This window comes from Pseudomonas sp. A1230 (assembly GCF_044218825.1).
GTDB lineage: Bacteria > Pseudomonadota > Gammaproteobacteria > Pseudomonadales > Pseudomonadaceae > Aquipseudomonas > Aquipseudomonas iridis.
This window is the reverse complement of record NZ_CP162582.1, coordinates 2,709,428-2,734,045: the sequence shown is the minus strand read 5'-3', so window position 1 is coordinate 2,734,045 and position 24,618 is coordinate 2,709,428. Positions and strand designations below refer to the sequence as shown.

The window sequence follows — 24,618 nt, the reverse complement described above, 5'->3', positions numbered from 1 at the left end:
CCTACTTAAATCGAGTCGCTGCCATCGCTGGCAAGCCAGCTCCCACAAGTCTCTCTGGCACACCTGAATGGTGTGCCCGGCAAGGACCCTGTGGGAGCTGGCTTGCCAGCGATGGCGTCCGAGTGCGCAACGCAAAACCCCCGCCCATTTGTCAGCTAATTACCTAGCCTGCTAACGATTTCGTTGACATTCGCTGCCTAGGCAGTAACATCTCGACATACATTCACTGCCTAGGCAGTTATTAGGTGAGCAAATGAAGCATTTCACCCCGGACGAATTCAAACACTGCCATCTCGGCCTGTTGCTTGGCCGTGCTGCGCTGCTCAAGGACCGGATCATCGACACCCACATGGAACCCCACGGCATTACTGCCGCGCAGTTCAAGGTGTTGATCATCATGGCCCAGTACGGCGTCGATACGCCGGCCGAGCTGTGCCGGCACTTGTCGCTCGACAGCGGTTCGATGACGCGCATGCTCGATCGTCTGGAGCAGAAAGGCTTTCTGGTTCGCCAACGCAGCGAAGGCGATCGCCGTCAGGTGCAACTGAAACTGACCGAACAAGGCCAGCAACTGGCCGATCGCCTGCCGCACATCGGCGCCGACGCAATGAATGAACTAGCCGGCGCCGTCACTCCGGACGAGTTGAAAACCCTGGAATACATCCTCAAGAAAATTCTGCTGGCAGCCGGTGACCCGATCACTATCCAGCGGTTAGGTGAACACAATGAGCGGTAAAACCTTGCGCAGCAGCCTCACTTTGGTGCTGTCGGCGATGATTCTCGCCGGTTGCGCCAACTACAGCGGCCTCGACACTCAAGGTCAGAGCCTCGATGCGAAAAGCCTCAAAGTCGGTCAGTCGCTCAATGGCGTCACGCTGTCGCCGGCGGCCTGGCCGAAAAGCGATTGGTGGACCAGCCTCGGCGATCCGCAACTCGACGGCTTGATCCGCGAAGCCCTGCACGACAGCCCCGACATGCAGATCGCTGAAGCCCGCGCCCATCAGGCCAGCGCCGCCGCGTATGCCGCCGATGCCGAACGTTATCCCACGCTGGACGCCAGCGCCGGCATCAGCCGCTCGCGCCTGGCCAAGGATCAGGACCCGCGGGGGCAGGGCGATGCCTACGCCACCGTGCGTAACGTCAGCGCCGGTTTCAATTACAACTTCGACCTGTGGGGCGGCCAACGTGATGCGTGGGAAGCTGCACTCGGTGAGGCCCGTGCCGCCGAAGTCGACCGTCAGGCTGCGCAGTTGACCCTCGCCGCCGACGTGGCCCGGGCCTACAGCGATCTGGGGCAGGCGCACATCGTTTATGACCTGGCTAACGAAGACCTCAAACGCACCAAGCAGATGCTCGAACTGAGCCAGCGCCGCTTGAGTGCCGGCATCGACAGCCAGTACCAGTTCCAGCAGACCCAAAGCCTTGAGGCCAGCTCCGAAGCCAGTCTGATCGATGCCGAAAAACGTCTGAACAGCGCGAAAATCGCTTTGGCGGTGCTACTCGGCAAAGGCCCGGATCGCGGCAACGAAATCGCCCGACCGAAAATCCTGCAGGCCAGCGCTGTGGCCCTACCGTCGGTGTTGCCGGCGGAGCTGCTCGGTCGTCGCCCGGATCTGGTCGCGGCCCGCTGGCGCGTGGAAGCCGCGAGCAAAGACATCGACTCGGCGAAAACCCGGTTTTATCCCAACCTGAACCTCACGGCCTCGGCCGGTGCGGAATCGTTGTTGGGTGATGCGATGTTCGGTTCGGCCAGTCGCTTCTTCAACATAGCCCCGACCATTTCGGTGCCGGTCTTCGACGGTGGACGCCTGCGCGCCAACCTCGATGCGCGCGACGCCGATTACGATCTGGCGGTGGCGCAGTACAACAAAAGTCTGGTGAAAGCACTCGGCGATGTCAGCGACACGATCAACCAGTTGCGTGACATCGGCCGGCAGATCGGTGCGCAGCAACACGCCACCGCCATTGCGCAGGACTCTTACAACACTGTCGTCCAGCGTTACGGTTCCGGCATCGGCAACTACCTGGACGTGCTCAGCATCGAGCAGCAATTGCTCCAGGCCCAACGTCAGTTGGCCAACCTCAATGCCGAGCAGATCGACCTGTCGATTCAACTGATGCAAGCGCTGGGCGGCGGCTTCCAGGGGCAAACCCTGACCGCAGCCAACGCCCGCCCAGCCACGCCGCACAACTAATTCAAGGTATTTGTCATGGCCACTGCCGAAAACACTCAAGCTCAAGACAACACCCCGGACACCGGCAACCCGCGCAAACGTAAAGTGATGCTGCTGACGCTGGCCGTCGTGGTGATCCTCGCCATCGCCGGCGTCTGGGCGTATCACGAATTCATCGGGCGCTGGAGTGAAAGCACCGACGACGCCTACGTCAACGGCAACGTCGTTGAAATCACCCCGCTGGTGACCGGCACTGTGGTCAGCATTGGTGCTGACGATGGCGATCTGGTTCACGAAGGTCAGGTGTTGATCAACTTCGACCCCAACGACGCTGAAGTCGGCCTGCAAAGTGCTCAGGCGAAACTGGCGCGCACTGTGCGTCAGGTGCGCGGCTTGTACAGCAACGTCGATGGCATGAAAGCCCAGGTCAACGCCCAGCAAGCTGAAGTGCAGAAAGCCCAGGACAACTACAACCGCCGCAAGAGTCTTGCTTCGGGCGGGGCGATTTCCCAGGAAGAACTGTCCCACGCTCGCGATGACCTGACCTCGGCACAAAACGCCCTGGCCAACGCTAAACAGCAACTGAAAACCACCAGCGCACTGGTCGACGACACCGTGGTTTCGTCGCATCCGGACGTGATGTCGGCCGCCGCCGATCTGCGTCAGGCCTATCTGACCAATGCCCGCAGCACCTTGATTGCACCGGTCACCGGTTACGTCGCCAAACGCACCGTGCAGCTCGGTCAGCGTGTGCAACCGGGCACGGCGTTGATGGCGGTGATCCCGCTGGATCAGCTGTGGATCGATGCCAACTTCAAGGAAACCCAGTTGCGTGACATGCGCATCGGCCAGCCAGTGGACATCGAATCCGACATCTACGGCAGCGACGTGAAATACAGCGGCACCATCGACAGCCTTGGCGCCGGCACTGGCAGCGCGTTTGCGCTGTTGCCTGCGCAGAACGCCACCGGTAACTGGATCAAGATCGTCCAGCGTGTACCGGTACGTATTCACATCAACGCTGAAGAACTGGCCAAGCATCCGCTACGTGTCGGTCTGTCGACCAACGTCGAGGTCAATCTGCACGACCAGAGCGGCCCGGTACTGGCCCAGCAGCCGCCGCAAAAGGCCTCGTTCAGCACCAATGTCTACGACCGCCAACTGGCCGAAGCTGACGCGATGATTGCGCGGCTGATCCACGACAACAGCGCCGCGGCCAGCAAAACCGCGCAACGCTGAATCTTTCCCCTGTGGGAGCGAGCCTGCTCGCGAATGCTGACTGACATTCAACTTGGAAGTTGTCTGACGCACCGCTTTCGCGAGCAGGCTCGCTCCCACAAAGGGCACGGCGTCAACCTGGTTTCAAAGGATTCACGATGAGCAATAACGCCTCTTTTACGCCGCCCAGCCTGTTGCTCAGCACCATCGGCCTGTCGCTGGCGACGTTCATGCAAGTGCTCGACACCACCATCGCCAACGTGGCGCTGCCGACGATTTCCGGCAACCTCGGCGTGAGTTCGGAGCAGGGCACCTGGGTGATCACCTCGTTCGCCGTCAGCAACGCGATTGCACTGCCGCTGACCGGTTGGCTCAGTCGCCGGTTCGGCGAGGTGAAGCTGTTTCTCTGGGCGACCATTCTGTTTGTACTGGCGTCGTTCCTTTGCGGTATCTCGACGTCGATGCCGGAACTGATCGGTTTTCGTGTGCTGCAAGGTCTGGTCGCCGGGCCGCTGTACCCGATGACACAAACATTGTTGATCGCTGTTTATCCCCCCGCTAAACGGGGGATGGCGCTCGCGTTACTGGCGATGGTCACGGTGGTCGCGCCGATTGCCGGGCCGATCCTCGGTGGCTGGATCACCGACAGTTATAGCTGGCCGTGGATCTTCTTCATCAACGTGCCGATCGGCATCTTCGCGGTGATGGTGGTGCGTTCGCAACTGGCCAAGCGTCCGGTGGTGACCAGTCGCCAGCCGATGGATTACGTCGGGCTGATCTCGCTGATCATCGGTGTCGGCGCGTTGCAGGTCATCCTCGACAAGGGCAATGACCTGGACTGGTTCGAGTCGAACTTCATCATCATCGGCGCGGCGATTTCGGTGGTTGCGCTAGCGGTGTTCGTGATCTGGGAAATGACCGATCAGCACCCGGTGGTCAATCTGCGCCTGTTCGCCCATCGCAACTTCCGCATCGGCACGATTGTGCTGGTGTTGGGTTACGCCGGGTTCTTCGGTATCAACCTGATCCTGCCGCAATGGCTGCAAACCCAGATGGGCTACACCGCGACCTGGGCCGGGTTGGCTGTGGCACCGATCGGCATTCTGCCGGTGCTGCTTTCGCCCTTTGTCGGCAAGTACGCGAACAAGTTCGACCTGCGCCTGCTGGCCGGGCTGGCGTTTCTGGCGATTGGCCTGAGCTGCTTCATGCGCGCCGGGTTTACCAACGAGGTGGACTTCCAGCACATTGCGCTGGTGCAACTGTTCATGGGCATTGGCGTGGCGCTCTTCTTCATGCCGACGTTGAGTATCTTGATGTCGGACCTGCCGCCAAGCCAGATCGCTGACGGCGCAGGCCTTGCGACGTTCCTGCGCACCTTGGGCGGCAGCTTCGCGGCGTCGCTGACCACATGGATCTGGATTCGCCGCGCGGATCAGCATCATGCGTACATGAGCGAAAGTATCAGCACATATGAGCCTACAACGCGTGAGATGCTGAACTCATTGGGCGGCGCCAGTCAGCCGGCTTTTGCGCATATGGATCAGATTCTGACCAGTCAGGCGTACATGCTCTCCACCGTGGATTACTTCACGCTGTTGGGTTGGGGCTTTATGGGGTTGATATTGATTGTGTGGCTGGCGAAGCCGCCGTTTGCGGCGAAGGCGGGGCCGGCTGCTTCCGGCCACTGATTTTGTGGTGATCGCTAAAAGATCGCAGCCTTCGGCAGCTCCTACATTGGAATGCGTTCCCCTGTAGGAGCTGCCGAAGGCTGCGATCTTTTGATCTGGCTTTAGATTGCGGGGGCGGGCAGGGCAGGAGGCGGGGCAAAGTCGAACGGTGCCAATGCATACCCGTTCTCGTCCACCTGCAACGCCCAGCCCTGACGATCCCAATCACCCAACACAATCCGCTTCGCCGCCTGCTCACCAAGTTGCAGCTTGTGGATCGCCGGACGATGGGTGTGGCCGTGAATCAGGGTCTTTACGCCAAATGCCTGCATGATCCGCGGAATCTCCTCGGGCGTGACATCGACGATGTCATTGGCCTTCATCTGCGTCTGCGCCCGGCTCTCGCTGCGCAGTTTGCGCGCCAGTTTATGGCGGGTGCGCAGTGGCAGATGCCGCAGGACAAACAGGGTGACCGGATTGCGCAGATAACGACGCAGCTTCATATAGCCGACGTCGCGGGTGCAGAGGCTGTCGCCGTGCATCAACAGCACTGGCTCGCCGTAAAACTGCACGACACTCGGGTCCTTCAATAATGTGCAGCCGGCCTGTTTGCAAAAGGCCTTGCCGAGCATGAAGTCGCGATTGCCGTGCATCAGAAATATCGCCGTGCCGCTGTCACTTAATTCGCGCAGGGCCTGGCAGATGGAACGCTGGAAAGGTGTCATGGCGTCGTCGCCAATCCACGCTTCGAAGAAGTCGCCCAGAATGTACAACGCACTCGCCGAGCGGGCGCGTCCGGCGAGCAAATCCAGAAACGCCCGGGTTATGTCCGGGCGCTCCTCTTCCAGATGCAAGTCTGAAATCAGCAATATCACGCTTCGATGATCTCGGCTTTCTCGATGATCACGTCGTCTGCTGGTACGTCCTGGTGACCTGCCTTGGACGTGGTGGAAACGCCTTCGATCTTGTCGACAACGTCGAAGCCCGCAACCACTTTACCGAATACCGCGTAACCCCAACCCTGAGCGGTCTTGGCGGTGTGGTTGAGGAAGCCGTTGTCGGTAGCGTTGATGAAGAACTGTGCCGATGCCGAATGCGGGTCCATGGTGCGAGCCATGGCCAGGGTGTACTTCTCGTTCTTCAGACCGTTGTCAGCTTCGTTCTGAATGCTTGGGCTCTTGTCTTTCTTTTCCTTCATGCCAGGCTCGAAACCGCCGCCCTGGATCATGAAACCTTTGATCACACGGTGGAACACGACGTTCTCGTAGTGACCTTTTTTAACGTATTCGATGAAGTTGGCCGCGGTGATCGGGGCTTTTTCTTCGTTCAGCTCGATGACGATGTCACCGAAGTTAGTGGTCAGTTTTACTTGAGTCATGATCGCTACTCTTTATAAGGAATTCGTGGGTATGGGCCATTTGCACCCTTTACCGGTTCAGCCCTTGAAGGCCGAGGTGCGCAGTTTAGCGTGACAGGCGTGAATTTCGAGGCAGTTTTTCATTTCCGTGCGATTAAATGCACGCCTTTATAGGGCCTGCTCTGTCAGCCCCTTGACAGCATCGGCTATGATAGCGGCTTTGTTTTGTCTGGCCCCTCTTCTGCGGCCGCGCACATGTAAGTCAAGGATCCTATGAGCAAGCCCACTGTCGACCCTACCTCGAATGCCAAGTCCGGCCCCGCCGTGCCGGTCAACTTCCTGCGGCCGATCATCCAGGCAGACCTGGACTCGGGCAAGCACACCAAGATCATCACCCGTTTCCCGCCTGAGCCCAACGGCTACCTGCACATCGGCCACGCCAAGTCGATCTGCGTGAACTTCGGCCTGGCCCAGGAGTTCGGCGGCGTCACGCACCTGCGTTTCGACGACACCAACCCGGCCAAGGAAGATCAGGAATACATCGACGCGATCGAAAGCGACGTCAAATGGCTGGGCTTTGAATGGTCCGGCGAAGTGCGCTACGCCTCGCAGTATTTCGACCAGTTGCACGACTGGGCCGTCGAGCTGATCAAGGCCGGCAAGGCCTACGTCGACGACCTGACGCCCGAGCAAGCCAAGGAATACCGCGGCAGCCTGACCGAGCCGGGCAAGAACAGCCCGTTCCGTGACCGTTCGGTTGAAGAGAACCTCGACTGGTTCGCCCGCATGCGCGCCGGTGAGTTCCCGGACGGCGCCCGAGTGCTGCGTGCCAAGATCGACATGGCCTCGCCGAACATGAACCTGCGCGACCCGATCATGTACCGCATCCGCCACGCCCATCACCATCAGACCGGTGACAAGTGGTGCATCTACCCGAACTACGACTTCACCCACGGTCAGTCGGACGCCATCGAAGGCATCACCCACTCGATCTGCACCCTGGAATTCGAAAGCCATCGTCCGCTGTACGAGTGGTTCCTCGATGCGCTGCCAGTGCCGGCGCACCCGCGTCAGTACGAGTTCAGCCGCCTGAACCTCAACTACACCATCACCAGCAAGCGCAAGCTCAAGCAACTGGTCGATGAAAAGCACGTCAATGGCTGGGACGATCCGCGCATGTCCACGCTGTCGGGCTTCCGTCGTCGTGGCTACACACCGAAATCGATCCGCAACTTCTGCGAAATGATCGGCACCAACCGTTCCGACGGCGTGGTCGACTTCGGCATGCTCGAATTCAGCATCCGTGACGACCTCGACCACAGCGCCCCGCGTGCCATGTGCGTGCTGCGTCCGCTGAAAGTCGTGATCACCAACTACCCGGAAGGCCAGGTCGAGAACCTCGAACTGCCGCGCCATCCGAAAGAAGACATGGGCGTGCGCGCTCTGCCGTTCGCCCGGGAAATCTACATCGACCGTGAAGATTTCATGGAAGAGCCGCCGAAGGGCTACAAGCGTCTGGAATCGGGTGGCGAAGTGCGTCTGCGCGGCAGCTATGTGATCCGCGCCGACGAAGCAATCAAGGACGCCGACGGCAACATCGTCGAGCTGCGTTGCTCCTACGACCCCGAAACCCTGGGCAAGAACCCGGAAGGCCGCAAGGTCAAAGGCGTGATCCACTGGGTGCCGGCCGCCGCCAGCATCGAGTGCGAAGTGCGTCTGTACGATCGTCTGTTCCGTTCGGCCAACCCGGAGAAGGCCGAAGACAGCGCCAGTTTCCTCGACAACATCAACCCTGATTCGCTGCAAGTGCTGACCGGTTGTCGTGCTGAGCCATCGCTTGGCAATGCACAGCCGGAAGACCGTTTCCAGTTCGAGCGCGAAGGCTACTTCGTTGCCGATATCAAGGACTCGAAACCAGGTCAGCCGGTATTCAACCGTACCGTGACCCTGCGTGATTCGTGGGGCCAGTGATTTAGCGTCAAGGAAACCAACGTGCTTACGATTTACAACACGCTCACCAAGAGCAAAGAAGTCTTCAAGCCGCTCGATGGCAACAAGGTGCGCATGTACGTCTGCGGGATGACCGTGTACGACTACTGCCACCTGGGCCACGGTCGCAGCATGGTCGCGTTCGACCTGGTGACCCGCTGGTTGCGGTTCAGCGGTTACGACCTGACTTACGTGCGCAATATCACCGACATTGACGACAAGATCATCAATCGTGCCAACGAGAATGGCGAGTCGTTCGAAGCGTTGACCGAGCGCATGATCGCCGCGATGCATGAAGACGAAGCGCGCCTGAACATCAAGAAGCCGGACATGGAACCGCGCGCCACGGATCACATTCCGGGCATGCACGCCATGATCCAGACCCTGATCGACAAGGGCTATGCCTACGCCCCGGGCAATGGCGACGTGTACTACCGCGTCGGCAAGTTCATGGGCTACGGCAAGCTGTCGCGCAAGAAGATCGAAGACCTGCGCATCGGTGCGCGGATCGAAGTTGACGAAGCGAAGGAAGATCCGCTGGACTTCGTGCTGTGGAAAGGCGTCAAGCCGGGCGAGCCGAGCTGGGCATCGCCGTGGGGCGACGGGCGTCCGGGCTGGCACATCGAATGCTCGGTGATGTCGACGTGCTGCCTCGGTGAGACTTTCGATATTCATGGCGGCGGCAGCGACCTCGAGTTCCCACATCACGAAAACGAAATCGCCCAGAGCGAAGCGGCCACCGGCAAGACCTACGCCAACGCGTGGATGCATTGCGGCATGATTCGCATCAATGGCGAGAAGATGTCCAAGTCCTTGAACAACTTCTTCACCATTCGCGACGTGCTGGAAAAGTACCACCCGGAAGTCGTGCGTTACCTGCTGGTATCGAGCCACTACCGCAGCGCGATCAACTATTCGGAAGACAACCTCAAGGACGCCAAAAGCGCACTCGAGCGTTTCTACCACGCGTTGAAAGGCCTGCCGAACGTGGCGCCTGCCGGCGGCGAAGCGTTTGTTGAACGTTTCACCACGGTGATGAACGACGACTTCGGCACGCCGGAAGCCTGCGCGGTGCTGTTCGAGATGGTGCGTGAGATCAACCGTCTGCGCGAGAGCGATCTTGACGCAGCGGCCGGTCTGGCTGCCCGTTTGAAAGAACTGGCCAGCGTGCTGGGTGTGTTGCAACTCGAAGCCGACGACTTCCTGCAGGCTGGCGCCGAAGGGCGCGTTGACGCGGCTGAAGTCGACGCGCTGATTGCTGCGCGTCTGGCGGCACGGGCGGGTAAGGATTGGGCTGAGTCAGACCGTATTCGTGACCAGCTCACCGCGATGGGTGTGGTGTTGGAAGACGGTAAGGGTGGGACTACCTGGCGTCTGGCTGACTGATTGCCATACCTGTTGCAAACAAAACCCGCCTTGTGCGGGTTTTTGTTTTTTAGAATCAAAAGATCGCAGCCCTCGGCAGCTCCTGCATCGAGCGCGATCCTGTAGGAGCTGCCGAAGGCTGCGATCTTTTGATCTGTGCCTCCAACCCTCGACCTGTCACGAAGAAGAGCCCCTCACCCAACCCTCTCCCGGAGGGAGAGGGGACTGATTGGGGGATGTTTAAAAGATGCGCCGACTTGAACGTGCTGCTTTGAATCCATAATCGACTGGTTTTTTCAGGTCGATGTAAAACGTCAGACACCTCGGTCGGCTCCCTCTCCCTCCGGGAGAGGGCTGGGGTGAGGGGGTTGCTTTTGCTCTACGCGTAGGTCTTGATGTCTGACTCCGCCAACATGGGCGGCAGCGCGTTCCGCAGGATGCAGCTCAGCGACGAATAAATGGAGGAACCATGGCCAATCACTATCGCGAACTGTTCACGACACCCGGCGCCACCGGGTTAGTGCTCGCGAGTTCTATTGCCCGACTGCCACAAGCAATGATCGGCATCGGCATCATCACCATGCTGGTCCAGCAAACCGGTGTCTACTGGCTGGCCGGCGCCGTCGCCGGGACGTTCACCCTGGCCAATGCGCTGCTCGGCCCGGTCATTTCGAGATTCGTTGATCAGCGTGGCCAGAGTCGAGTGCTGCCCATCGTCACGGCATTCAGTGTGGTCATGCTGCTGGCGCTGATCTTCGCCGTCTACATGAGGGCTCCTGCCGCCTTGTTTTTTGTTCTGGCGGCACTGGCGGGGACGATGCCCAGCATGCCGTCCATGATCAGGGCACGCTGGACGCAGTTGTTCCGCGGCAAGCCGCAGTTGCACACGGCGTTCTCACTGGACACGGTCCTGACCGAACTCGCGTATATCATCGGCCCGCCACTGGCGATCGGTTTGAGCGTGACCTTCTTCGCCGAAGCCGGGCCACTGGTTGCGGTCGGGCTGCTGGCCATCGGGGTGACGGCGTTTCTCATGCAGCGTCAGACCGAACCGAAAGTGGTCGTCGGCAACCGCAGCAACACCGGTTCCACTTTGCTGATTCCCGGCGTTCGCACCATTGTCCTTGCGTTGTTGGCGATGGGGGCCATTGGCGGAGCCATCGATGTCGCCGTCGTGGCTTTTGCCAATGATCAAGGCTGGCCCGCGTCTGCCACCTTCATCCTCGCCGCCTATGCGTTGGGCTCGCTGGTGGCGGGTCTGACGTTCGGTGCATTGCGGCTAACCTTGCCGATAGAAAAACAGTTCTTTATCGGCATATTGGTCACGGCAATCACGGGCGTATTGCCGGTTTTCGCAACAGATGTTTATGTCCTGTCAGCGATGCTGTTTATCGCGGGCATATCGTTTGCGCCCACCATGGTCGTGGTCATGAAATTGGGGACGATCATCATCCCTGCGTCCAGGATGACAGAAGGGCTGACGTGGATGACCACTGGCATCAGCATTGGCGTAGCGCTTGGGGGCATGCTCGCGGGGCCGGTGATTGATGCTTATGGCGCGCGTGCGGGGTTCGGGGTGGCGATTGGTGCGGGGGTGATGATGATGGTGGTTGTGTTGATTGGGTTGCGTACGTTGGCTGCTGCTTCAACGACAAATATTGAGTCGGCGTATTCGTAATGCGCACTGCTTTTATAGAGCTTTCAAAGTCAAAAGATCGCAGCCTTCGGCAGCTCCTACAGTGGCATTGCGTACACCGTGTAGGAGCTGCCGCAGGCTGCGATCTTTTGATCTTCGCTGTTAACCACCCAACTGCCGCAACCGCTTATAAAGCGTATTGCGACTAACCCCCAGCCGCCGCGCCAGATGCGAAATATTCCCCCCGGCTGCCTTCAACTCCCGATTCAACGCTTCAACATCATTCAAATCCAACCCCAACGGCTGCGCGCTCTCAACCGGCTCCATCTCCAGATCGACAAAAAAATCATCCGGCAAATGTTCCGCCCGTACCGGTTGCTCTTCAGCCATGGCCAGCGCCACTTGCATCACGCTACTGACCTGGCGCAGATTCCCCGGCCACGGATGCTTGTCGAACAATTCCAGCACCTCTGGGCTCAAACCCGCCCACTGCGTCGGCTCTCGATGTTGCTCCCAAAGCCGTTTAAATAGCGCTTGTTTATCACTGCGCTCGCGCAGCGGCGGCAGTTCCAGCGTCAGGCCACCAATCCGGTAATACAAGTCCTCGCGAAACCGTCCCAGTTGCACCTGCTCGCGCAACGAGCGGTTAGTTGCCGAGATAATCCGCAGATCCACCGGGAACAACTCACTGCTGCCCACCGGTTGCACGCAGCGCTCCTGCAACACCCGCAACAACCGCGCCTGAGTGGGCAGCGGCATGTCGCCGATTTCATCGAGGAACAACGTGCCTTTGTCAGCCTTGCGGATCAGGCCGATGCTGCCTTTCTGGTTGGCGCCCGTGAACGCGCCTTTCTCGTAGCCAAACAGCTCGGATTCGACCAGTTCGGCGGGGATCGCTGCGCAGTTGACGGCGATAAACGCTTGTTTGCTGCGCGTGCTGGCCTGATGCAGGGCTTTGACGAACACCTCTTTGCCGACGCCGGTTTCGCCGTGGATCAGCAAGGGGATGTCTTTTTCCAACAGCCGCTCTGCTTGCCGCACGGCTTTTTCCACGCGGCTGTCGCCGAAGTGCAGGGTGTTGAGGCTGATCGCCGTTGAAACGACGGGTTTAGCTTCTGCAGTGAAAACCCGTGCCTGAACCGGTGCCTGTTTCGGCCGCTTCAACAAGCACTGAAAACGGTTGCGCCCCGAGGTCTGCAACGCGAACGGCAAACCGTCTGGCTGATTGATCAACTCCAGCAACGACACCTTGAACAGGCTTTCGACGCCCACCCGCGACAAACGCACGCCGAGCAGATTGTCCGCCCGGCGATTGGCCGACAACACCTGGCCGCTCTCATCAAAGATCAACAACCCGGCCCACTGACTGTCGAGGTTGTTCAACCCGGTGTTGAAGGTCAGTTGAAAGTGCTGACCGTGGAACAGGTTGAGGATCAGCCGGTTCTCCACGGTCTGGCTCATCATCTTGACCATGCCCAGTGTGTGGGAGGGCGGCAGATAGCTGTCGCTGGAGACGTCGAGCACCGCAATCACCTTGCGCTCGGCGTCGAAAATCGGCGCAGCGGAACCGGTCATGAAGCGGTTGGCTTTAAGAAAATGTTCGTCGTGTTCGATATGCACGGCCTGCTCACAGGCCAGCGCCGTGCCGATGGCATTGGTGCCGCTGCAGCGCTCCATCCAGCTCGCCCCGGCCTGAAAACCCCGCGCCAGATTCGGCTCGATAAAGCGCTGCGTACCCCACGAGGTCAGCACCTGGCCCTGGTTATCGGCGAGCATGATCAGGCAATTGGAATTGCTGAGGATGTTCTCGTAATAGGGCAGCACTTCCTGGTGGGTGGTCTGCACCAACGAATGTTGACTGTCGAGTAGCCGCGCAATGCTGGCGGCGGGCAGTTGATCGAAAGCCGGGGTGCTCTGGTGGTCAAGACCGAACGCGCGACAGCGTTGCCAGGAACTCTGGACGATCGCGTCGTGGGACAACGGCGGGGCAGGTGCGGCCATGGCGGTCAGCCTCTGATGCAGCGATTTTTATTATTGTTATGAATCCAAATCCTGAGGACTACAGGCATCCCTTGTGGGAGCGAGCCTGCTCGCGAAAGCGCCGGGTCAGTCAATAAATTCGTTGAATGACACACCGCCTTCGCGAGTAGGCTCGCTCCCACAGGGATCTATATCGTATTCAGGATCGGGCAAAAAGCATCCATAGAGTGTTGTTCACTATTGTTCATTGTCAATCGTCCAACTGTTCAAATGTGTTCACCATTGAAGGCCGCTTCTCGACGTTTTCGGCGATTTTCACGACAAATCAACAGCTTGCCATTTTTGGCACGAAAGTCGCTCCAGTGCACAGGTCGCTTGACTCCAAAAATAAAAAAGGCCGAGCCATGTCACTCACCCTGGAGCACGTCAGCCGCACCGTCGAGGGCCAGATCTGGATCGATGATGCCTGCCTGAAATTCGAACCCGGTTCGTTCAACGTATTGCTCGGCCGCACTCTGTCCGGCAAAACCAGCCTGATGCGCCTGATGGCCGGCCTCGACAAGCCAGACAGCGGCCGCGTGCTGATGAACGGCGTCGACGTCACGCAACGCCCGGTGCGCTTGCGCAACGTGTCGATGGTCTATCAGCAGTTCATCAATTACCCGACCATGACCGTGTTCGAGAACATCGCCTCGCCACTGCGCCAGGCCGGTATCTCGAAAGAGATCATCCACAGCCGGGTGCAGGAAACCGCGCGAATGTTGCGCATCGAGAAGTTCTTGCAGCGTTATCCGCTGGAGCTCTCGGGCGGTCAGCAACAACGCACTGCCATGGCGCGGGCGCTGGTCAAGGATGCCGAACTGATTCTGTTCGATGAGCCGCTGGTCAATCTCGACTACAAACTGCGCGAGGAACTGCGTCAGGAAATGCGCGAGCTGTTCAAGTTGCGCCACACCATCGCCATCTATGCCACCACCGAACCCAACGAAGCCCTGGCGCTGGGCGGCACCACGACGATTCTTCACGAAGGCCGGGTGATTCAGAGCGGGCCGTCGACCGAGGTGTACCACCAGCCGCAAACGGTACTCGCCGCCGAATTGTTCTCCGAGCCACCGATCAACCTGATGCCCGGGCGGATTGCCGGCAACGAAGTCAGCTTCGCCAATTTCGTGCACTTCCCGTTGAACGTCGATCTGCGTCCGGTGGGCGAGGGCGAGTTCCGCTTTGGCGTGCGCCCCAGCCATATCTCGCTGGTGCCGAGCAACGATGACGACCTTGAGTTGGCGGTCACCGTCGAAGTCGCCGAGATCAGTGGTTCGGAAACCTTTCTGCACGTGCGCAACGAACATTTCCTGCTGGTGCTGCACTTGCCGGGTGTTCACGAATACGACGTCGATGCGCCGATCCGCATCTATATCCCGACCCATAAACTGTTTGTTTTCGATGCGCAGGGCCGTCTGGTGCAAGCACCGGGCCGGCGTGTCGCGAGGGTTGCCTGATGGCCGAAATCCGCTTGCAACACCTCGCCCACAGCTACAGCAAAACCCCGAGCGGCGCGGAGGATTATGCGATCCGCGAGATGGATCACGTCTGGGAACAGGGCGGTGCCTATGCGCTGCTCGGGCCGTCGGGTTGCGGTAAATCGACGTTGCTCAACATCATTTCCGGTCTGCTCAGTCCCTCGCAAGGACATGTGCTGTTTGACGGCAAAGCGGTCAACGACCTCACGCCGGAGAAGCGCAACATTGCTCAGGTTTTCCAGTTTCCGGTGGTCTACGACACCATGACCGTGTTCGACAACCTCGCGTTCCCCCTGCGCAATCAGGGCATGGCCGAGGCGAAAGTGCACAGCAAGGTGCAGGAAATCGCCGAAGTGCTCGACCTGCAAAACCTGCTGAACAAGAAGGCGCGCAACCTTACTGCTGACGAAAAACAGAAAGTCTCCATGGGCCGTGGTCTGGTGCGCGATGACGTCTCGGCGATCCTCTTCGATGAGCCGCTGACGGTGATCGACCCGCACCTGAAATGGAAGCTGCGGCGCAAGCTCAAGCAGATTCACGAGCAGTTCAACATCACCATGGTCTACGTCACCCACGATCAACTGGAGGCCTCGACCTTCGCCGACAAGATCGCGGTGATGTACGGCGGCCAGATCGTCCAGTTCGGCACGCCGCGGGAATTGTTCGAGCGGCCCAGCCACACCTTCGTCGGCTACTTCATCGGCAGCCCGGGGATGAACCTGATCGAAGTGCAACCGCAGCCCGGCGGCGTCGGTTTCGCCTCGACGCACCTGCCGTTGTCCGACGGCTTGCAGCGCCATATCGAACACGGTCAATGGAAAAATCTGAAGGTCGGCATCCGTCCCGAGTTCATTCATGTGTGGGACGAGCCGTTTGATGACGCGATGCAGGCCAGGGTCGTACACGTCGAAGACCTCGGCACCTACAAGATCATGACCCTCGACCTCGACGGCGCACCGTTGAAAGTTCGTCTGGCCGAAGACAAGCCGGTGCCGCAGGGCACGGCTTACATCAGTTTTCCGGCGCAGTGGCTGATGGTCTATGCCGACGAATTCCTCCTCGAAGCCAGCGAAAACAGCGAGGTGCAGCCATGAACAAGGTGCAGAACAACAAGGCCTGGTGGCTGGTGTTGCCGGTGTTTCTGCTGGTGGCGTTCAGTGCGGTGATCCCGATGATGACCGTGGTCAACTATTCGGTGCAGGACATCTTCGACCAGTCCAGCCGCTACTTTGTCGGCGCAGACTGGTACAAGCAGGTGCTGCTCGACCCGCGCCTGCATGACTCGCTACTGCGCCAGTTCATCTACTCGGCCTGCGTGCTGTTGATCGAAATTCCGCTGGGCATCGCTGTCGCCCTGACCATGCCGACCAAGGGCCGCTGGTCGTCGGTGGTGCTGATCATTCTGGCGATTCCGCTGCTGATCCCGTGGAACGTGGTCGGCACCATTTGGCAGATTTTCGGTCGTGCCGACATCGGTTTGCTCGGTTCCAGCCTCAACGCCATGGGCATCAGCTACAACTACGCGGCCAACACCATGGACGCCTGGGTGACCGTGCTGGTGATGGATGTCTGGCACTGGACCTCATTGGTGGCGCTGCTGTGTTTCTCCGGATTACGGGCGATTCCAGACGTTTACTACCAGGCCGCGCGCATCGACCGCGCTTCGGGATGGGCGGTGTTCCGGCACATTCAGTTGCCCAAGCTGAAGAGCGTGCTGTTGATCGCAGTGATGCTGCGTTTCATGGACAGTTTCATGATCTACACCGAGCCGTTCGTGCTCACTGGCGGCGGGCCGGGTAACGCTACGACCTTCCTGAGTCAGACGTTGACGCAGATGGCTGTAGGCCAATTCGACCTGGGTCCGGCAGCGGCTTTCTCGCTGGTGTACTTCCTGATCATCCTGTTGGTGTCCTGGCTGTTCTATACCGCCATGACGCACTCCGACGCCAACCGCTGAGGCCCGGCCATGAGCAAGAGAAAGCTGATTCCGCTGCTGATCTACATCCTGTTCCTGCTGGTGCCGATCTACTGGCTGCTGAACATGTCCTTCAAGAGCAACACCGAAATCCTCGGTGGCCTGACGCTTTTCCCACAGGACTTCACGCTGGCGAACTACAAAGTGATCTTCACCGATCCGAGCTGGTACACCGGTTATCTCAATTCGTTGTACTACGTCAGCCTGAACACTGTGATTTCCCTGAGCGTGGCGTTGCCCGCCGCGTACGCGTTTTCACGCTATCGGTTTCTCGGCGACAAGCACCTGTTTTTCTGGCTTCTGACCAACCGCATGGCGCCGCCGGCGGTGTTCCTGTTGCCGTTCTTTCAGCTCTATTCGTCGATTGGTCTGTTCGACACGCACATCGCTGTGGCGCTGGCGCATTGCTTGTTCAACGTACCGTTGGCGGTGTGGATTCTCGAAGGATTCATGTCCGGCGTGCCGAAAGAAATCGACGAAACCGCCTACATTGATGGCTACAGTTTCCCGAAATTCTTCGTGAAGATTTTCATCCCGCTGATCGGCTCCGGCATCGGCGTCACGGCGTTTTTCTGCTTCATGTTTTCCTGGGTCGAACTGCTGCTCGCGCGCACGTTGACCTCGGTAAACGCCAAGCCGATTGCGGCGGTGATGACCCGTACCGTTTCGGCTTCGGGTATCGATTGGGGCGTGCTGGCGGCGGCGGGGGTGTTGACCATTCTGCCCGGCATGCTGGTGATCTGGTTTGTTCGCAACCACGTGGCCAAGGGCTTTGCCCTCGGTCGAGTTTGAGGAGCTGATGATGGAATGGATGAGTTGGACCACCCCCACAGCGACATTCTTCATCGTCATCGGCCTGATTCTGGTGGGCATGACCACTTGGGAATTGCGTTCGCCGAGCATTCTGCGGCGAGGGTTTCTGCCGATTGCCACCACCCGTGGCGATCGCTTGTTTATCGGTCTTCTCGGCAGCGCCTACCTGCATTTGCTGGTAATCGGCGCCACCGACTGGAGCATCTGGGTCGCGTCCGCGTTGTCCCTGGTGTGGCTGTTGGCTGTGATGCGTTGGGGCTAGTCGAATTGATCGGCAATCGTGCTCCGAAATCCTAAACAGGAGGTCTCTATGTTCGACAAAAACAATAAGCTGCGACATAGCATTTCATTGGCAGCCATGCTGGCACTCAGCGGTTTGAGCGCATCTGCCTGGGCCGATGCCTACGAAGATGCTGCGAAAAAGTGGATCGGCAGCGAATTCAAACCGTCGACCCTGACGGCCGAACAGCAGCTTGAAGAATTGAAGTGGTTCATCAAGGCGGCCGAGCCGTTTCGTGGCATGAACATCAAGGTCGTTTCCGAGACCCTGACCACCCACGAATATGAGTCGAAAGTGCTGGCCAAGGCCTTCACTGAAATCACCGGGATCAAGCTCACCCACGACCTGCTGCAAGAAGGCGACGTGGTGGAAAAGATGCAGACGGTGATGCAGTCCGACAAGAATATCTATGACGGCTGGGTCAACGACTCGGACCTGATCGGTACGCACTTTCGCTACGGCAAGACCGAATCGATCACCGACCTGATGGCCAACGAAGGCAAGAATTTCACCTCGCCGACCCTCGACCTCAAGGACTTCATCGGCATCTCGTTCACCACCGCGCCGGATGGCAAGATCTATCAACTGCCCGACCAGCAATTCGCCAACCTGTACTGGTTCCGCGCCGACTGGTTCGAGCGTGCCGACCTGAAAGCCAAGTTCAAGGAAAAGTACGGCTACGAGCTGGGTGTGCCAGTGAACTGGTCCGCCTATGAAGACATCGCCAAATTCTTCAGCGAAGACGTCAAGGAAATCGACGGCAAGCGCGTTTACGGGCACATGGACTACGGCAAGAAAGACCCGTCCCTGGGCTGGCGCTTCACCGATGCCTGGTTCTCCATGGCCGGTGGCGGCGACAAGGGCCTGCCCAACGGTTTGCCGGTGGACGAGTGGGGGATTCGCGTCGAGGATTGCCATCCGGTCGGCTCCAGCGTGACCCGTGGTGGCGACACCAACGGCCCGGCGGCGGTGTTTGCCACCACCAAATACGTCGACTGGCTCAAGGCCTACGCGCCACCGGAAGCCGCGGGCATGACCTTCTCCGAGTCCGGCCCGGTGCCATCGCAGGGCAACATCGCCCAGCAGATCTTCTGGTACACCGCGTTCACCGCCGACATGACCAAACCCGGCCTGCCGGTGGTCAACGCCGACGGCACGCCGAAGTGGCGCATGGCGCCTTCGCCTAAAGGCCCGTATTGGGAAGAGGGCATGAAGCTCGGCTATCAGGATGTGGGGTCGTGGACGTTCATGAAATCCACGCCTGAGAAACAGAAACTCGCGGCGTGGTTGTACGCGCAGTTCGTGACCTCGAAAACTGTTTCGCTGAAGAAAACCATTGTCGGTCTGACACCGATTCGCGAGTCGGACATCAACTCGCAGGCCATGACCGATCTGGCGCCGAAACTCGGTGGTCTGGTCGAGTTCTATCGCAGCCCGGCCCGCGTGCAATGGTCGCCGACCGGCACCAACGTGCCCGACTATCCACGTCTGGCACAACTGTGGTGGAGCCACATCGCCGAAGCGGCGAGCGGCGAGAAGACTCCGCAGCAGGCGCTTGATGGCTTGGCCAAGGATCAGGACGCGATCATGACGCGTCTGGAACGCTCCAAGGCCCAGGCCACCTGCGCACCGAAAATGAACCCGGAACGCGACGCGCAATACTGGTTCGACCAGCCGGGCGCACCGAAACCGAAACTGGCCAACGAGAAGCCGAAGGGCGAGACCGTGAGCTACAACGAACTGCTCAAATCGTGGGCGGATGCGCGCAAGTAAAAGCTGAAATGTGAAAAGCGAACGGCACCGAAAGGTGCCGTTTTTTTTCCTGCCTGACCCACAGCTTTCGCGAGCAGGCTCGCTCCCACAGGTTTCAGTGGTGTTTCCCTGTCTTTTTTGTGCCCGAACTAAACCAGAACAGCCAGATCTGTGTACCGGGCAACCAATGGGTCAGCAGTGAGGAGTTTCATCGGTTCGGTCATTGCGGTTGCAACGATAAGGCGGTCGAACGGATCACGATGATGGTGCTCAAGATCTTTCACGGCGATTGCGTGTTCAAACGTTACCGGTAGTTCTATAAAGCCACTCTCGATGCAGTACTGCCGAATTTCCTCGAGATCAACGTTCAGCTTTCCGAGTCCGACCTTGAGTGCCATTTCCCAGAAGGTGGCAGCACTGATGTAGATATCGGCAGCGTTTTCAATCAGCTTTCTGGCTTTGCCGGAGAGTCTGGCGTCATCACTGAGCGTCCAGAGCAGAATGTGCGTGTCCAGCAGAATCCTCATGACTGCGTGCCTTCGAAATAATCGAGCATGTCGTCAGGTAATGGGGCGTCGAAATCTTCGGGTAGCACCAGTTTTCCTTTCATTGCCCCTATACGTTGGCCATTGGATTTTCCCATAGGGACGAGGCGTGCCAGCGCACGACCATGTTTGGCAATCGTGATGACCTGTCCCGCTGCCGCGTCATCGACGAGTTTGGATAGATTGTTTTTGGCTTCCGCCAGCGGAACGATGATCATTATTTCTCCCCCGTATTCTGGACAAATATAGCCAGAATATTCCAGGGCCGCAAAATCGCGCCAATGTTCCGCGCAGACAAGTGAGAGGGCAGCACGACCATAGGTGTAGGGCATTTGCCTGGTTTTGCTCTGCCGGCTGGCAGCCATGGTGTCGGCGCCCTCAACCAACTCCCAAAAAGTATCTCGTTTCATGATCCTTACTCGCTCCGATATTCCCTCCCGAAGGCATCCACGATAGAGCTATTCACTGTTACTGGCTGTAGGACGAAACGGAGGTTGCGGCGAGAGCTTTCAGCGTTTGTGGGAGGATGGGTGCCTATACGGATGACTCAGCAGTCGGGAAACCGAGGCGGAACACGGTCATCGCTCCCGGCAAACTCCTCACATCGGCCACGCCCTGATGCAGGCTCATGATCGAGCGCACGATTGCCAGTCCCAACCCTGTGCTGCCTTGTGAGCGTGAGCGGCTGCTGTCGACGCGGTAGAAGCGATCAAATAGATGGGGCAAATGCTGCGCCTCGATCCCCGCGCCTGGATTGCTGACCAGCAGTGAGGTCTGTGTCGCGCCTTGTTCAATCAGCAACGTCACGGTTTTGCCGGACGGACAATGGCGCAGTGCGTTGGACAGCAGATTCGAGATCGCTCGCTGAATCATCAACCGATCCCCCATCACCGCTGCGCTGCCGAGCACATTCAGATGAATCTGCTTGTCCTGTGCCGACAGCGAAAACATCTCCGCCACCTTCAGCGCTTCCTCCTCCAGCGCCACCGACTCAAAAGGTGCCAGTGCCGACGGATGACTGACCTGCGCCAAAAACAGCATGTCCGAGACAATTCGTGCCACGCGCTCCAGCTCTTCAGTGCACGACACCAGCACATCCTTGTACTCATCCACGCTGCGCTCGCGCGAAAGCGTCACCTGCGCTTTGCCCATCAGGTTATTGATCGGCGTGCGCAGCTCATGGGCCAGATCATCGGAGAATTGCGACAACTGCTGCACCCCGGCATCCAGCCGATGCAGCATGAAGTTGATGCCCTGCGCCAGTTCGCTCAACTCCTGGGGCATGTTCACGACTGACAGCCGATGATCCAGATCCTGGGTCGAGACCATCGCGGCCACTTTACGAAACTCGCGCATCGGCGCCAGCCCACGCTGTACCGCGCCCCAGGCACTCAGGCCGATGAACACCAGCAATAACGGCAAGGCAATCAGCGTGGAACGCAGATAGGCGCTGAGCAACGCCTGATCATGGGCGTTGTCCATCGACAGCAACACCGGCACGCTGCTGCCATCCTTGAGGCGGATCAACTTGGAGGCAGTGAGAAACTTTGCGTCTTGCGCGTCGGTACTGTCGCTGTAGCTCAACTGATCGGTGGTCGCCCGAACCGCTTTCAATTCGACCCGCGGATCGGCCAGACCCGAGCCGGATTTGAGCCGTGGCGAACGCAGGTTTGAGCGGTCGTAAATGGTCAGTGTGAGGTTGTCGTGCCCCATCACCTGATCGAGCAGGATGTGCGGTTTTCCGCTGATTTCGCCAACATCGGCGTACAGCGACAGGCTGTGCTCAACCTGCGCCATTTTCTTTACCAGGCTGTCTCTGGCCAGTGCATTCAGTTCATGGGTCAGGGCGAAATACGCCAGGATCGCCAGAAACACCACCAACAGCGCGCCGAGAATACTCACCGTCAAACCCAGGCGCATCGACAGGCTGGCTGGCTTCATTCCCGTGCCTCCAGCACGTAGCCGACACCGCGCAGGGTGTGGATCAACTTGTGCTCGAACGGATCATCGATCTTCGCCCGCAAGCGCCGGATCGACACTTCGACCACATTGGTGTCGCAGTCGAAATTCATGTCCCACACCAGTGAAATGATCTGCGTGCGGGTCAGCACTTCGCCGGACTGGCGCATCAGCAGATGCAGGAGGGCGAATTCCTTGGTGGTCAGGTCGATGCGTTGCTCGCCGCGAAACGCGCGATGACGCCCGGGGTCGAGCTCCAGATCAGAGACTTTCAGCACCTGCGGCACCGGGATGTTTTCGCTGCGGCGCATCAGTGTGCGCACCCGCGCCAGCAACTCGGGGAATTCGAATGGCTTGACCAGATAGTCGTCGGCGCCCAGATCGAGCCCGCGAATCTTGTCTGCCAGACGCCCGCGCGCGGTGAGCATCATCACCCGCGTGGAATGAGTGCGGCGCAGTTGTTCCAGCACGCCCCAGCCGTCCAGTTCCGGCAGATTGACGTCGAGAATGATCAAGTCATAAACCTGTTGTTGCGCCAGATGCAGTCCATCGGCGCCAGTGCTTGCGTGGTCGACGATATAACCACTTTCGGTCAAACCCTGATGCAAGTATTCGGCAGCTTTAAGCTCGTCCTCGATCACAAGGATTCGCATGATCTATCACCACTTTTATTTAATGGATATTTAATTAAGGGTGGCCGGGAAAGTTGTTGTTTTTGTAAGGGCTTCCGGACGGGTTTTATTAGCGACTAAAAATATTCCTACAGAGATTTCTCTGCGTGCAGACGTGCAAGGTAAAGGCTGTAGTAGCTACAGAGTCAACGAAAAACGTTTCGGTGAGGCCTTGAATAGAGCCACTGCGGCAGCCTGCCGCAGGGCGATAGGGCACCTTCATGAGAACTCGTTTCAGGCAAGTGCTGTTCGGCAGATAACTTCGGTGTATTTGTTTCCGTGTATTACATAATTGAATGTCGCACTTCGCATGCTAGTGCAAAACAACTTCCCGCAACCGTGGATAACGGATTTGTAATATTCCAGTCACCTTGTCGATAAGTTCAAAACCCTACCGTGGCGGCATCAAAGATTCTTGATTAAAGGAAGTCTTCCATTGCCCGGTTTAACAGAACTGATGGCGCGATCACGCCTGAAAAAAATAGCCGGCGGCATGCTGTTGCTGGCCACTGCAAACCTTGCGGTCGCATCGACCCTGACCCTGGAGCAGGCCCTGCAAACCGCGTTCGCCGGCAACCCCGATCTGGCCGCTGCCCAATGGGAAATCGGCATCGCCGAGGGTGACCGCAAACAGGCTGGCCTGATCCCCAACCCCGAAGTCTCGTGGGAGGCCGAGGACACCCGCCGCGAGTCCCGCACCACCACGGTGATGCTCAGCCAGCCGATTGAACTGGGCGGCAAACGCGGCGCGCGCATCGATGTTGCCAGCCGTGCGCAGGACGCTGCCGGCATTGAACTTGAGCGCAAGCGCAATGCCTTGCGCGCCGATGTGATTCAGGCGTTCAACAGCACCCAGACTGCGCAGCAACGCTTGCAGTTGTCGCGACAGTCGCTGCAACTGGCCGAGCACGGTTTGCGCGTGGCGCAGGGCCGCATCGAGGCGGGCAAATCCTCGCCGGTCGAGGGCACGCGGGCGCAGGTGCAGCTCTCCGAAGTGCGCCTGGAACTGAGCCGCGCCGAACGCGATCAGGCCAACGCCTACCAACAACTGGCACAGGTCATGGGCGCACCGTTGCCGACCTCGATCAACGTACAAGCTGCTACGCAAAACCTCGCCACGGTGCCGCCACCCAGCCGTTTATTGGAGCGTCTGAACGAAACCGCCGAGCTGCGCCTGGCCAACCTGCAGATCGATCAGCGTGAGGCTGCGTTGGGGCTGGAAAAGTCCCAGCGCATTCCCGATCTCACCGTCAGCCTCGGCAGCCAGTACAGCGAAACCGAGCGCGAGCGGGTCAACGTGGTCGGGCTGTCGATGCCGATTCCGCTGTTCAATCGCAATCAGGGCAACGTCCTGGCAGCGGCGCGCCGAACCGATCAGGCGCGGGATCTGCGTAACGCCACCGAGCTGCGTTTGCGCACGGAGATCCAGACCAGCCTTGAGCAATGGCAGACCGCCAATGGCGAAGTCCAGGCCTTCAACCAGACCATCCTGCCCGCCGCGCAAAGTGCGGTGGACAGCGCCACACGCGGCTTTGAAATGGGCAAGTTCGGCTTCCTCGACGTGCTCGACGCCCAGCGCACCTTGATCAGCGCTCGCAGCCAATACATCCAGGCCGTCAGCGAAGCGACAGATGCGCGCGTGCGCATCGAACGGATCTTCGGCGACCTCGCTGTCAGCCCTTGAATTTCACTTTTCAAATCACTGCGCGAAGGCACG

At 59.0% G+C, this 24,618-nt stretch carries 21 protein-coding genes; 14 read left to right on the top strand and 7 right to left on the bottom strand.

The window, feature by feature from the left end; all coding sequences use genetic code 11:
• Positions 1-253 precede the first annotated feature (253 nt).
• The 4 genes from AB4P97_RS12885 (at position 254) to AB4P97_RS12870 (ending at position 5,080) form a co-directional block, all read left to right on the top strand.
• The gene (locus tag AB4P97_RS12885) at positions 254-736 is read left to right on the top strand and encodes a MarR family winged helix-turn-helix transcriptional regulator (RefSeq protein ID WP_047301963.1); all 483 of its coding nucleotides are present in this window, start codon (positions 254-256) and stop codon (positions 734-736) included.
• On the top strand, positions 726-2,195 hold the full coding sequence (locus AB4P97_RS12880) for an efflux transporter outer membrane subunit (RefSeq protein ID WP_395602777.1): 1,470 nt from the start codon (positions 726-728) through the stop codon (positions 2,193-2,195). The genes AB4P97_RS12885 and AB4P97_RS12880 overlap by 11 nt, the downstream gene beginning before the upstream one ends.
• A gap of 15 nt (positions 2,196-2,210) precedes the next feature.
• Entirely contained in the window at positions 2,211-3,413 is a 1,203-nt protein-coding gene (locus AB4P97_RS12875) for an efflux RND transporter periplasmic adaptor subunit (protein ID WP_042559902.1), read from the top strand.
• Between the two features lie 137 nt (positions 3,414-3,550).
• Positions 3,551-5,080, top strand: coding sequence for a DHA2 family efflux MFS transporter permease subunit (locus tag AB4P97_RS12870; protein ID WP_395602776.1), 1,530 nt, complete (start codon positions 3,551-3,553; stop codon positions 5,078-5,080).
• 101 nt (positions 5,081-5,181) lie between these two features.
• Here the strand turns inward: AB4P97_RS12870 and lpxH are convergent, their stop codons facing one another.
• Together lpxH and AB4P97_RS12860 are read right to left on the bottom strand one after the other, a co-directional pair.
• Positions 5,182-5,934 carry a UDP-2,3-diacylglucosamine diphosphatase gene (gene lpxH, locus AB4P97_RS12865; protein ID WP_395602775.1) on the bottom strand — a complete coding sequence of 251 codons (753 nt, stop codon included), beginning with the start codon at positions 5,932-5,934 and terminating at the stop codon, positions 5,182-5,184.
• Positions 5,931-6,437 carry a peptidylprolyl isomerase gene (locus AB4P97_RS12860; protein WP_042559899.1) on the bottom strand — a complete coding sequence of 169 codons (507 nt, stop codon included), beginning with the start codon at positions 6,435-6,437 and terminating at the stop codon, positions 5,931-5,933. The genes lpxH and AB4P97_RS12860 overlap by 4 nt, the downstream gene beginning before the upstream one ends.
• Positions 6,438-6,689: 252 nt before the next feature.
• On the opposite strand from AB4P97_RS12860, the gene AB4P97_RS12855 reads away from it, so the two are divergent.
• The 3 genes from AB4P97_RS12855 to AB4P97_RS12845 all read left to right on the top strand — a co-directional run bounded on the left by AB4P97_RS12855 (position 6,690) and on the right by AB4P97_RS12845 (position 11,448).
• The gene (locus AB4P97_RS12855) at positions 6,690-8,387 is read left to right on the top strand and encodes a glutamine--tRNA ligase/YqeY domain fusion protein (protein ID WP_042559898.1); all 1,698 of its coding nucleotides are present in this window, start codon (positions 6,690-6,692) and stop codon (positions 8,385-8,387) included.
• A gap of 21 nt (positions 8,388-8,408) precedes the next feature.
• Positions 8,409-9,791, top strand: coding sequence for a cysteine--tRNA ligase (cysS, locus tag AB4P97_RS12850; protein WP_042559897.1), 1,383 nt, complete (start codon positions 8,409-8,411; stop codon positions 9,789-9,791).
• Positions 9,792-10,239: 448 nt separating this feature from the next.
• Positions 10,240-11,448: an MFS transporter gene (locus AB4P97_RS12845; protein WP_115147419.1), complete on the top strand. Its 1,209-nt coding sequence runs from the start codon at positions 10,240-10,242 to the stop codon at positions 11,446-11,448.
• Between the two features lie 120 nt (positions 11,449-11,568).
• On the opposite strand, the gene AB4P97_RS12840 is transcribed toward AB4P97_RS12845, so the two are convergent.
• Positions 11,569-13,407: a sigma-54-dependent Fis family transcriptional regulator gene (locus AB4P97_RS12840; protein ID WP_395602774.1), complete on the bottom strand. Its 1,839-nt coding sequence runs from the start codon at positions 13,405-13,407 to the stop codon at positions 11,569-11,571.
• A 383-nt stretch (positions 13,408-13,790) separates the two neighbouring features.
• Here AB4P97_RS12840 and AB4P97_RS12835 point away from each other — a divergent pair, with 383 nt between their 5' ends.
• The 6 genes from AB4P97_RS12835 to AB4P97_RS12810 are packed head-to-tail and all read left to right on the top strand — an operon-like array spanning position 13,791 to position 19,747.
• Positions 13,791-14,885 (top strand): ABC transporter ATP-binding protein, encoded by a 1,095-nt coding sequence (locus tag AB4P97_RS12835; protein ID WP_261736148.1) that lies wholly within the window; start codon positions 13,791-13,793, stop codon positions 14,883-14,885.
• Positions 14,885-16,000 (top strand): ABC transporter ATP-binding protein, encoded by a 1,116-nt coding sequence (locus tag AB4P97_RS12830; protein ID WP_042559893.1) that lies wholly within the window; start codon positions 14,885-14,887, stop codon positions 15,998-16,000. Before AB4P97_RS12835 ends, AB4P97_RS12830 begins: the two co-directional genes overlap by 1 nt.
• Complete coding sequence (locus AB4P97_RS12825) at positions 15,997-16,863, top strand: carbohydrate ABC transporter permease (protein WP_042559892.1); 867 nt, start codon at positions 15,997-15,999, stop codon at positions 16,861-16,863. The genes AB4P97_RS12830 and AB4P97_RS12825 overlap by 4 nt, the downstream gene beginning before the upstream one ends.
• 9 nt (positions 16,864-16,872) lie before the next feature.
• The gene (locus tag AB4P97_RS12820) at positions 16,873-17,673 is read left to right on the top strand and encodes a carbohydrate ABC transporter permease (RefSeq protein ID WP_003232361.1); all 801 of its coding nucleotides are present in this window, start codon (positions 16,873-16,875) and stop codon (positions 17,671-17,673) included.
• Between the two features lie 10 nt (positions 17,674-17,683).
• Positions 17,684-17,956 (top strand): DUF2160 domain-containing protein, encoded by a 273-nt coding sequence (locus AB4P97_RS12815; protein ID WP_042559891.1) that lies wholly within the window; start codon positions 17,684-17,686, stop codon positions 17,954-17,956.
• 48 nt (positions 17,957-18,004) lie between these two features.
• Positions 18,005-19,747: an ABC transporter substrate-binding protein gene (locus AB4P97_RS12810; RefSeq protein ID WP_042559890.1), complete on the top strand. Its 1,743-nt coding sequence runs from the start codon at positions 18,005-18,007 to the stop codon at positions 19,745-19,747.
• A 128-nt stretch (positions 19,748-19,875) separates the two neighbouring features.
• On the opposite strand, the gene AB4P97_RS12805 is transcribed toward AB4P97_RS12810, so the two are convergent.
• From AB4P97_RS12805 to AB4P97_RS12790, 4 genes are all read right to left on the bottom strand, one after another.
• Positions 19,876-20,253: a type II toxin-antitoxin system VapC family toxin gene (locus AB4P97_RS12805; protein ID WP_395602773.1), complete on the bottom strand. Its 378-nt coding sequence runs from the start codon at positions 20,251-20,253 to the stop codon at positions 19,876-19,878.
• A complete protein-coding gene (locus AB4P97_RS12800) occupies positions 20,250-20,603 on the bottom strand; it encodes a type II toxin-antitoxin system Phd/YefM family antitoxin (RefSeq protein ID WP_395602941.1) in 354 nt (117 codons plus the stop codon). Before AB4P97_RS12800 ends, AB4P97_RS12805 begins: the two co-directional genes overlap by 4 nt.
• A 202-nt stretch (positions 20,604-20,805) precedes the next feature.
• Positions 20,806-22,212: a heavy metal sensor histidine kinase gene (locus tag AB4P97_RS12795; protein ID WP_395602772.1), complete on the bottom strand. Its 1,407-nt coding sequence runs from the start codon at positions 22,210-22,212 to the stop codon at positions 20,806-20,808.
• On the bottom strand, positions 22,209-22,883 hold the full coding sequence (locus AB4P97_RS12790; RefSeq protein ID WP_042559886.1) for a heavy metal response regulator transcription factor: 675 nt from the start codon (positions 22,881-22,883) through the stop codon (positions 22,209-22,211). The genes AB4P97_RS12795 and AB4P97_RS12790 overlap by 4 nt, the downstream gene beginning before the upstream one ends.
• 454 nt (positions 22,884-23,337) lie before the next feature.
• Between AB4P97_RS12790 and AB4P97_RS12785 the strand changes: the two genes are divergently transcribed.
• Entirely contained in the window at positions 23,338-24,585 is a 1,248-nt protein-coding gene (locus AB4P97_RS12785) for a TolC family protein (protein WP_395602771.1), read from the top strand.
• Positions 24,586-24,618: the final 33 nt, after the last annotated feature.

Coding starts and splice junctions, on each gene's coding strand:
- AB4P97_RS12885 (WP_047301963.1), top strand. CDS start 254: ATGAAGCATTTCACCCCGGACGAATTCAAACACTGCCATCTCGGCCTG.
- AB4P97_RS12880 (WP_395602777.1), top strand. CDS start 726: ATGAGCGGTAAAACCTTGCGCAGCAGCCTCACTTTGGTGCTGTCGGCG.
- AB4P97_RS12875 (WP_042559902.1), top strand. CDS start 2,211: ATGGCCACTGCCGAAAACACTCAAGCTCAAGACAACACCCCGGACACC.
- AB4P97_RS12870 (WP_395602776.1), top strand. CDS start 3,551: ATGAGCAATAACGCCTCTTTTACGCCGCCCAGCCTGTTGCTCAGCACC.
- AB4P97_RS12860 (WP_042559899.1), bottom strand. CDS start 6,437: ATGACTCAAGTAAAACTGACCACTAACTTCGGTGACATCGTCATCGAG.
- AB4P97_RS12855 (WP_042559898.1), top strand. CDS start 6,690: ATGAGCAAGCCCACTGTCGACCCTACCTCGAATGCCAAGTCCGGCCCC.
- AB4P97_RS12845 (WP_115147419.1), top strand. CDS start 10,240: ATGGCCAATCACTATCGCGAACTGTTCACGACACCCGGCGCCACCGGG.
- AB4P97_RS12840 (WP_395602774.1), bottom strand. CDS start 13,407: ATGGCCGCACCTGCCCCGCCGTTGTCCCACGACGCGATCGTCCAGAGT.
- AB4P97_RS12835 (WP_261736148.1), top strand. CDS start 13,791: ATGTCACTCACCCTGGAGCACGTCAGCCGCACCGTCGAGGGCCAGATC.
- AB4P97_RS12830 (WP_042559893.1), top strand. CDS start 14,885: ATGGCCGAAATCCGCTTGCAACACCTCGCCCACAGCTACAGCAAAACC.
- AB4P97_RS12825 (WP_042559892.1), top strand. CDS start 15,997: ATGAACAAGGTGCAGAACAACAAGGCCTGGTGGCTGGTGTTGCCGGTG.
- AB4P97_RS12820 (WP_003232361.1), top strand. CDS start 16,873: ATGAGCAAGAGAAAGCTGATTCCGCTGCTGATCTACATCCTGTTCCTG.
- AB4P97_RS12815 (WP_042559891.1), top strand. CDS start 17,684: ATGGAATGGATGAGTTGGACCACCCCCACAGCGACATTCTTCATCGTC.
- AB4P97_RS12810 (WP_042559890.1), top strand. CDS start 18,005: ATGTTCGACAAAAACAATAAGCTGCGACATAGCATTTCATTGGCAGCC.
- AB4P97_RS12805 (WP_395602773.1), bottom strand. CDS start 20,253: ATGAGGATTCTGCTGGACACGCACATTCTGCTCTGGACGCTCAGTGAT.
- AB4P97_RS12800 (WP_395602941.1), bottom strand. CDS start 20,603: ATGCCCTACACCTATGGTCGTGCTGCCCTCTCACTTGTCTGCGCGGAA.
- AB4P97_RS12795 (WP_395602772.1), bottom strand. CDS start 22,212: ATGAAGCCAGCCAGCCTGTCGATGCGCCTGGGTTTGACGGTGAGTATT.
- AB4P97_RS12790 (WP_042559886.1), bottom strand. CDS start 22,883: ATGCGAATCCTTGTGATCGAGGACGAGCTTAAAGCTGCCGAATACTTG.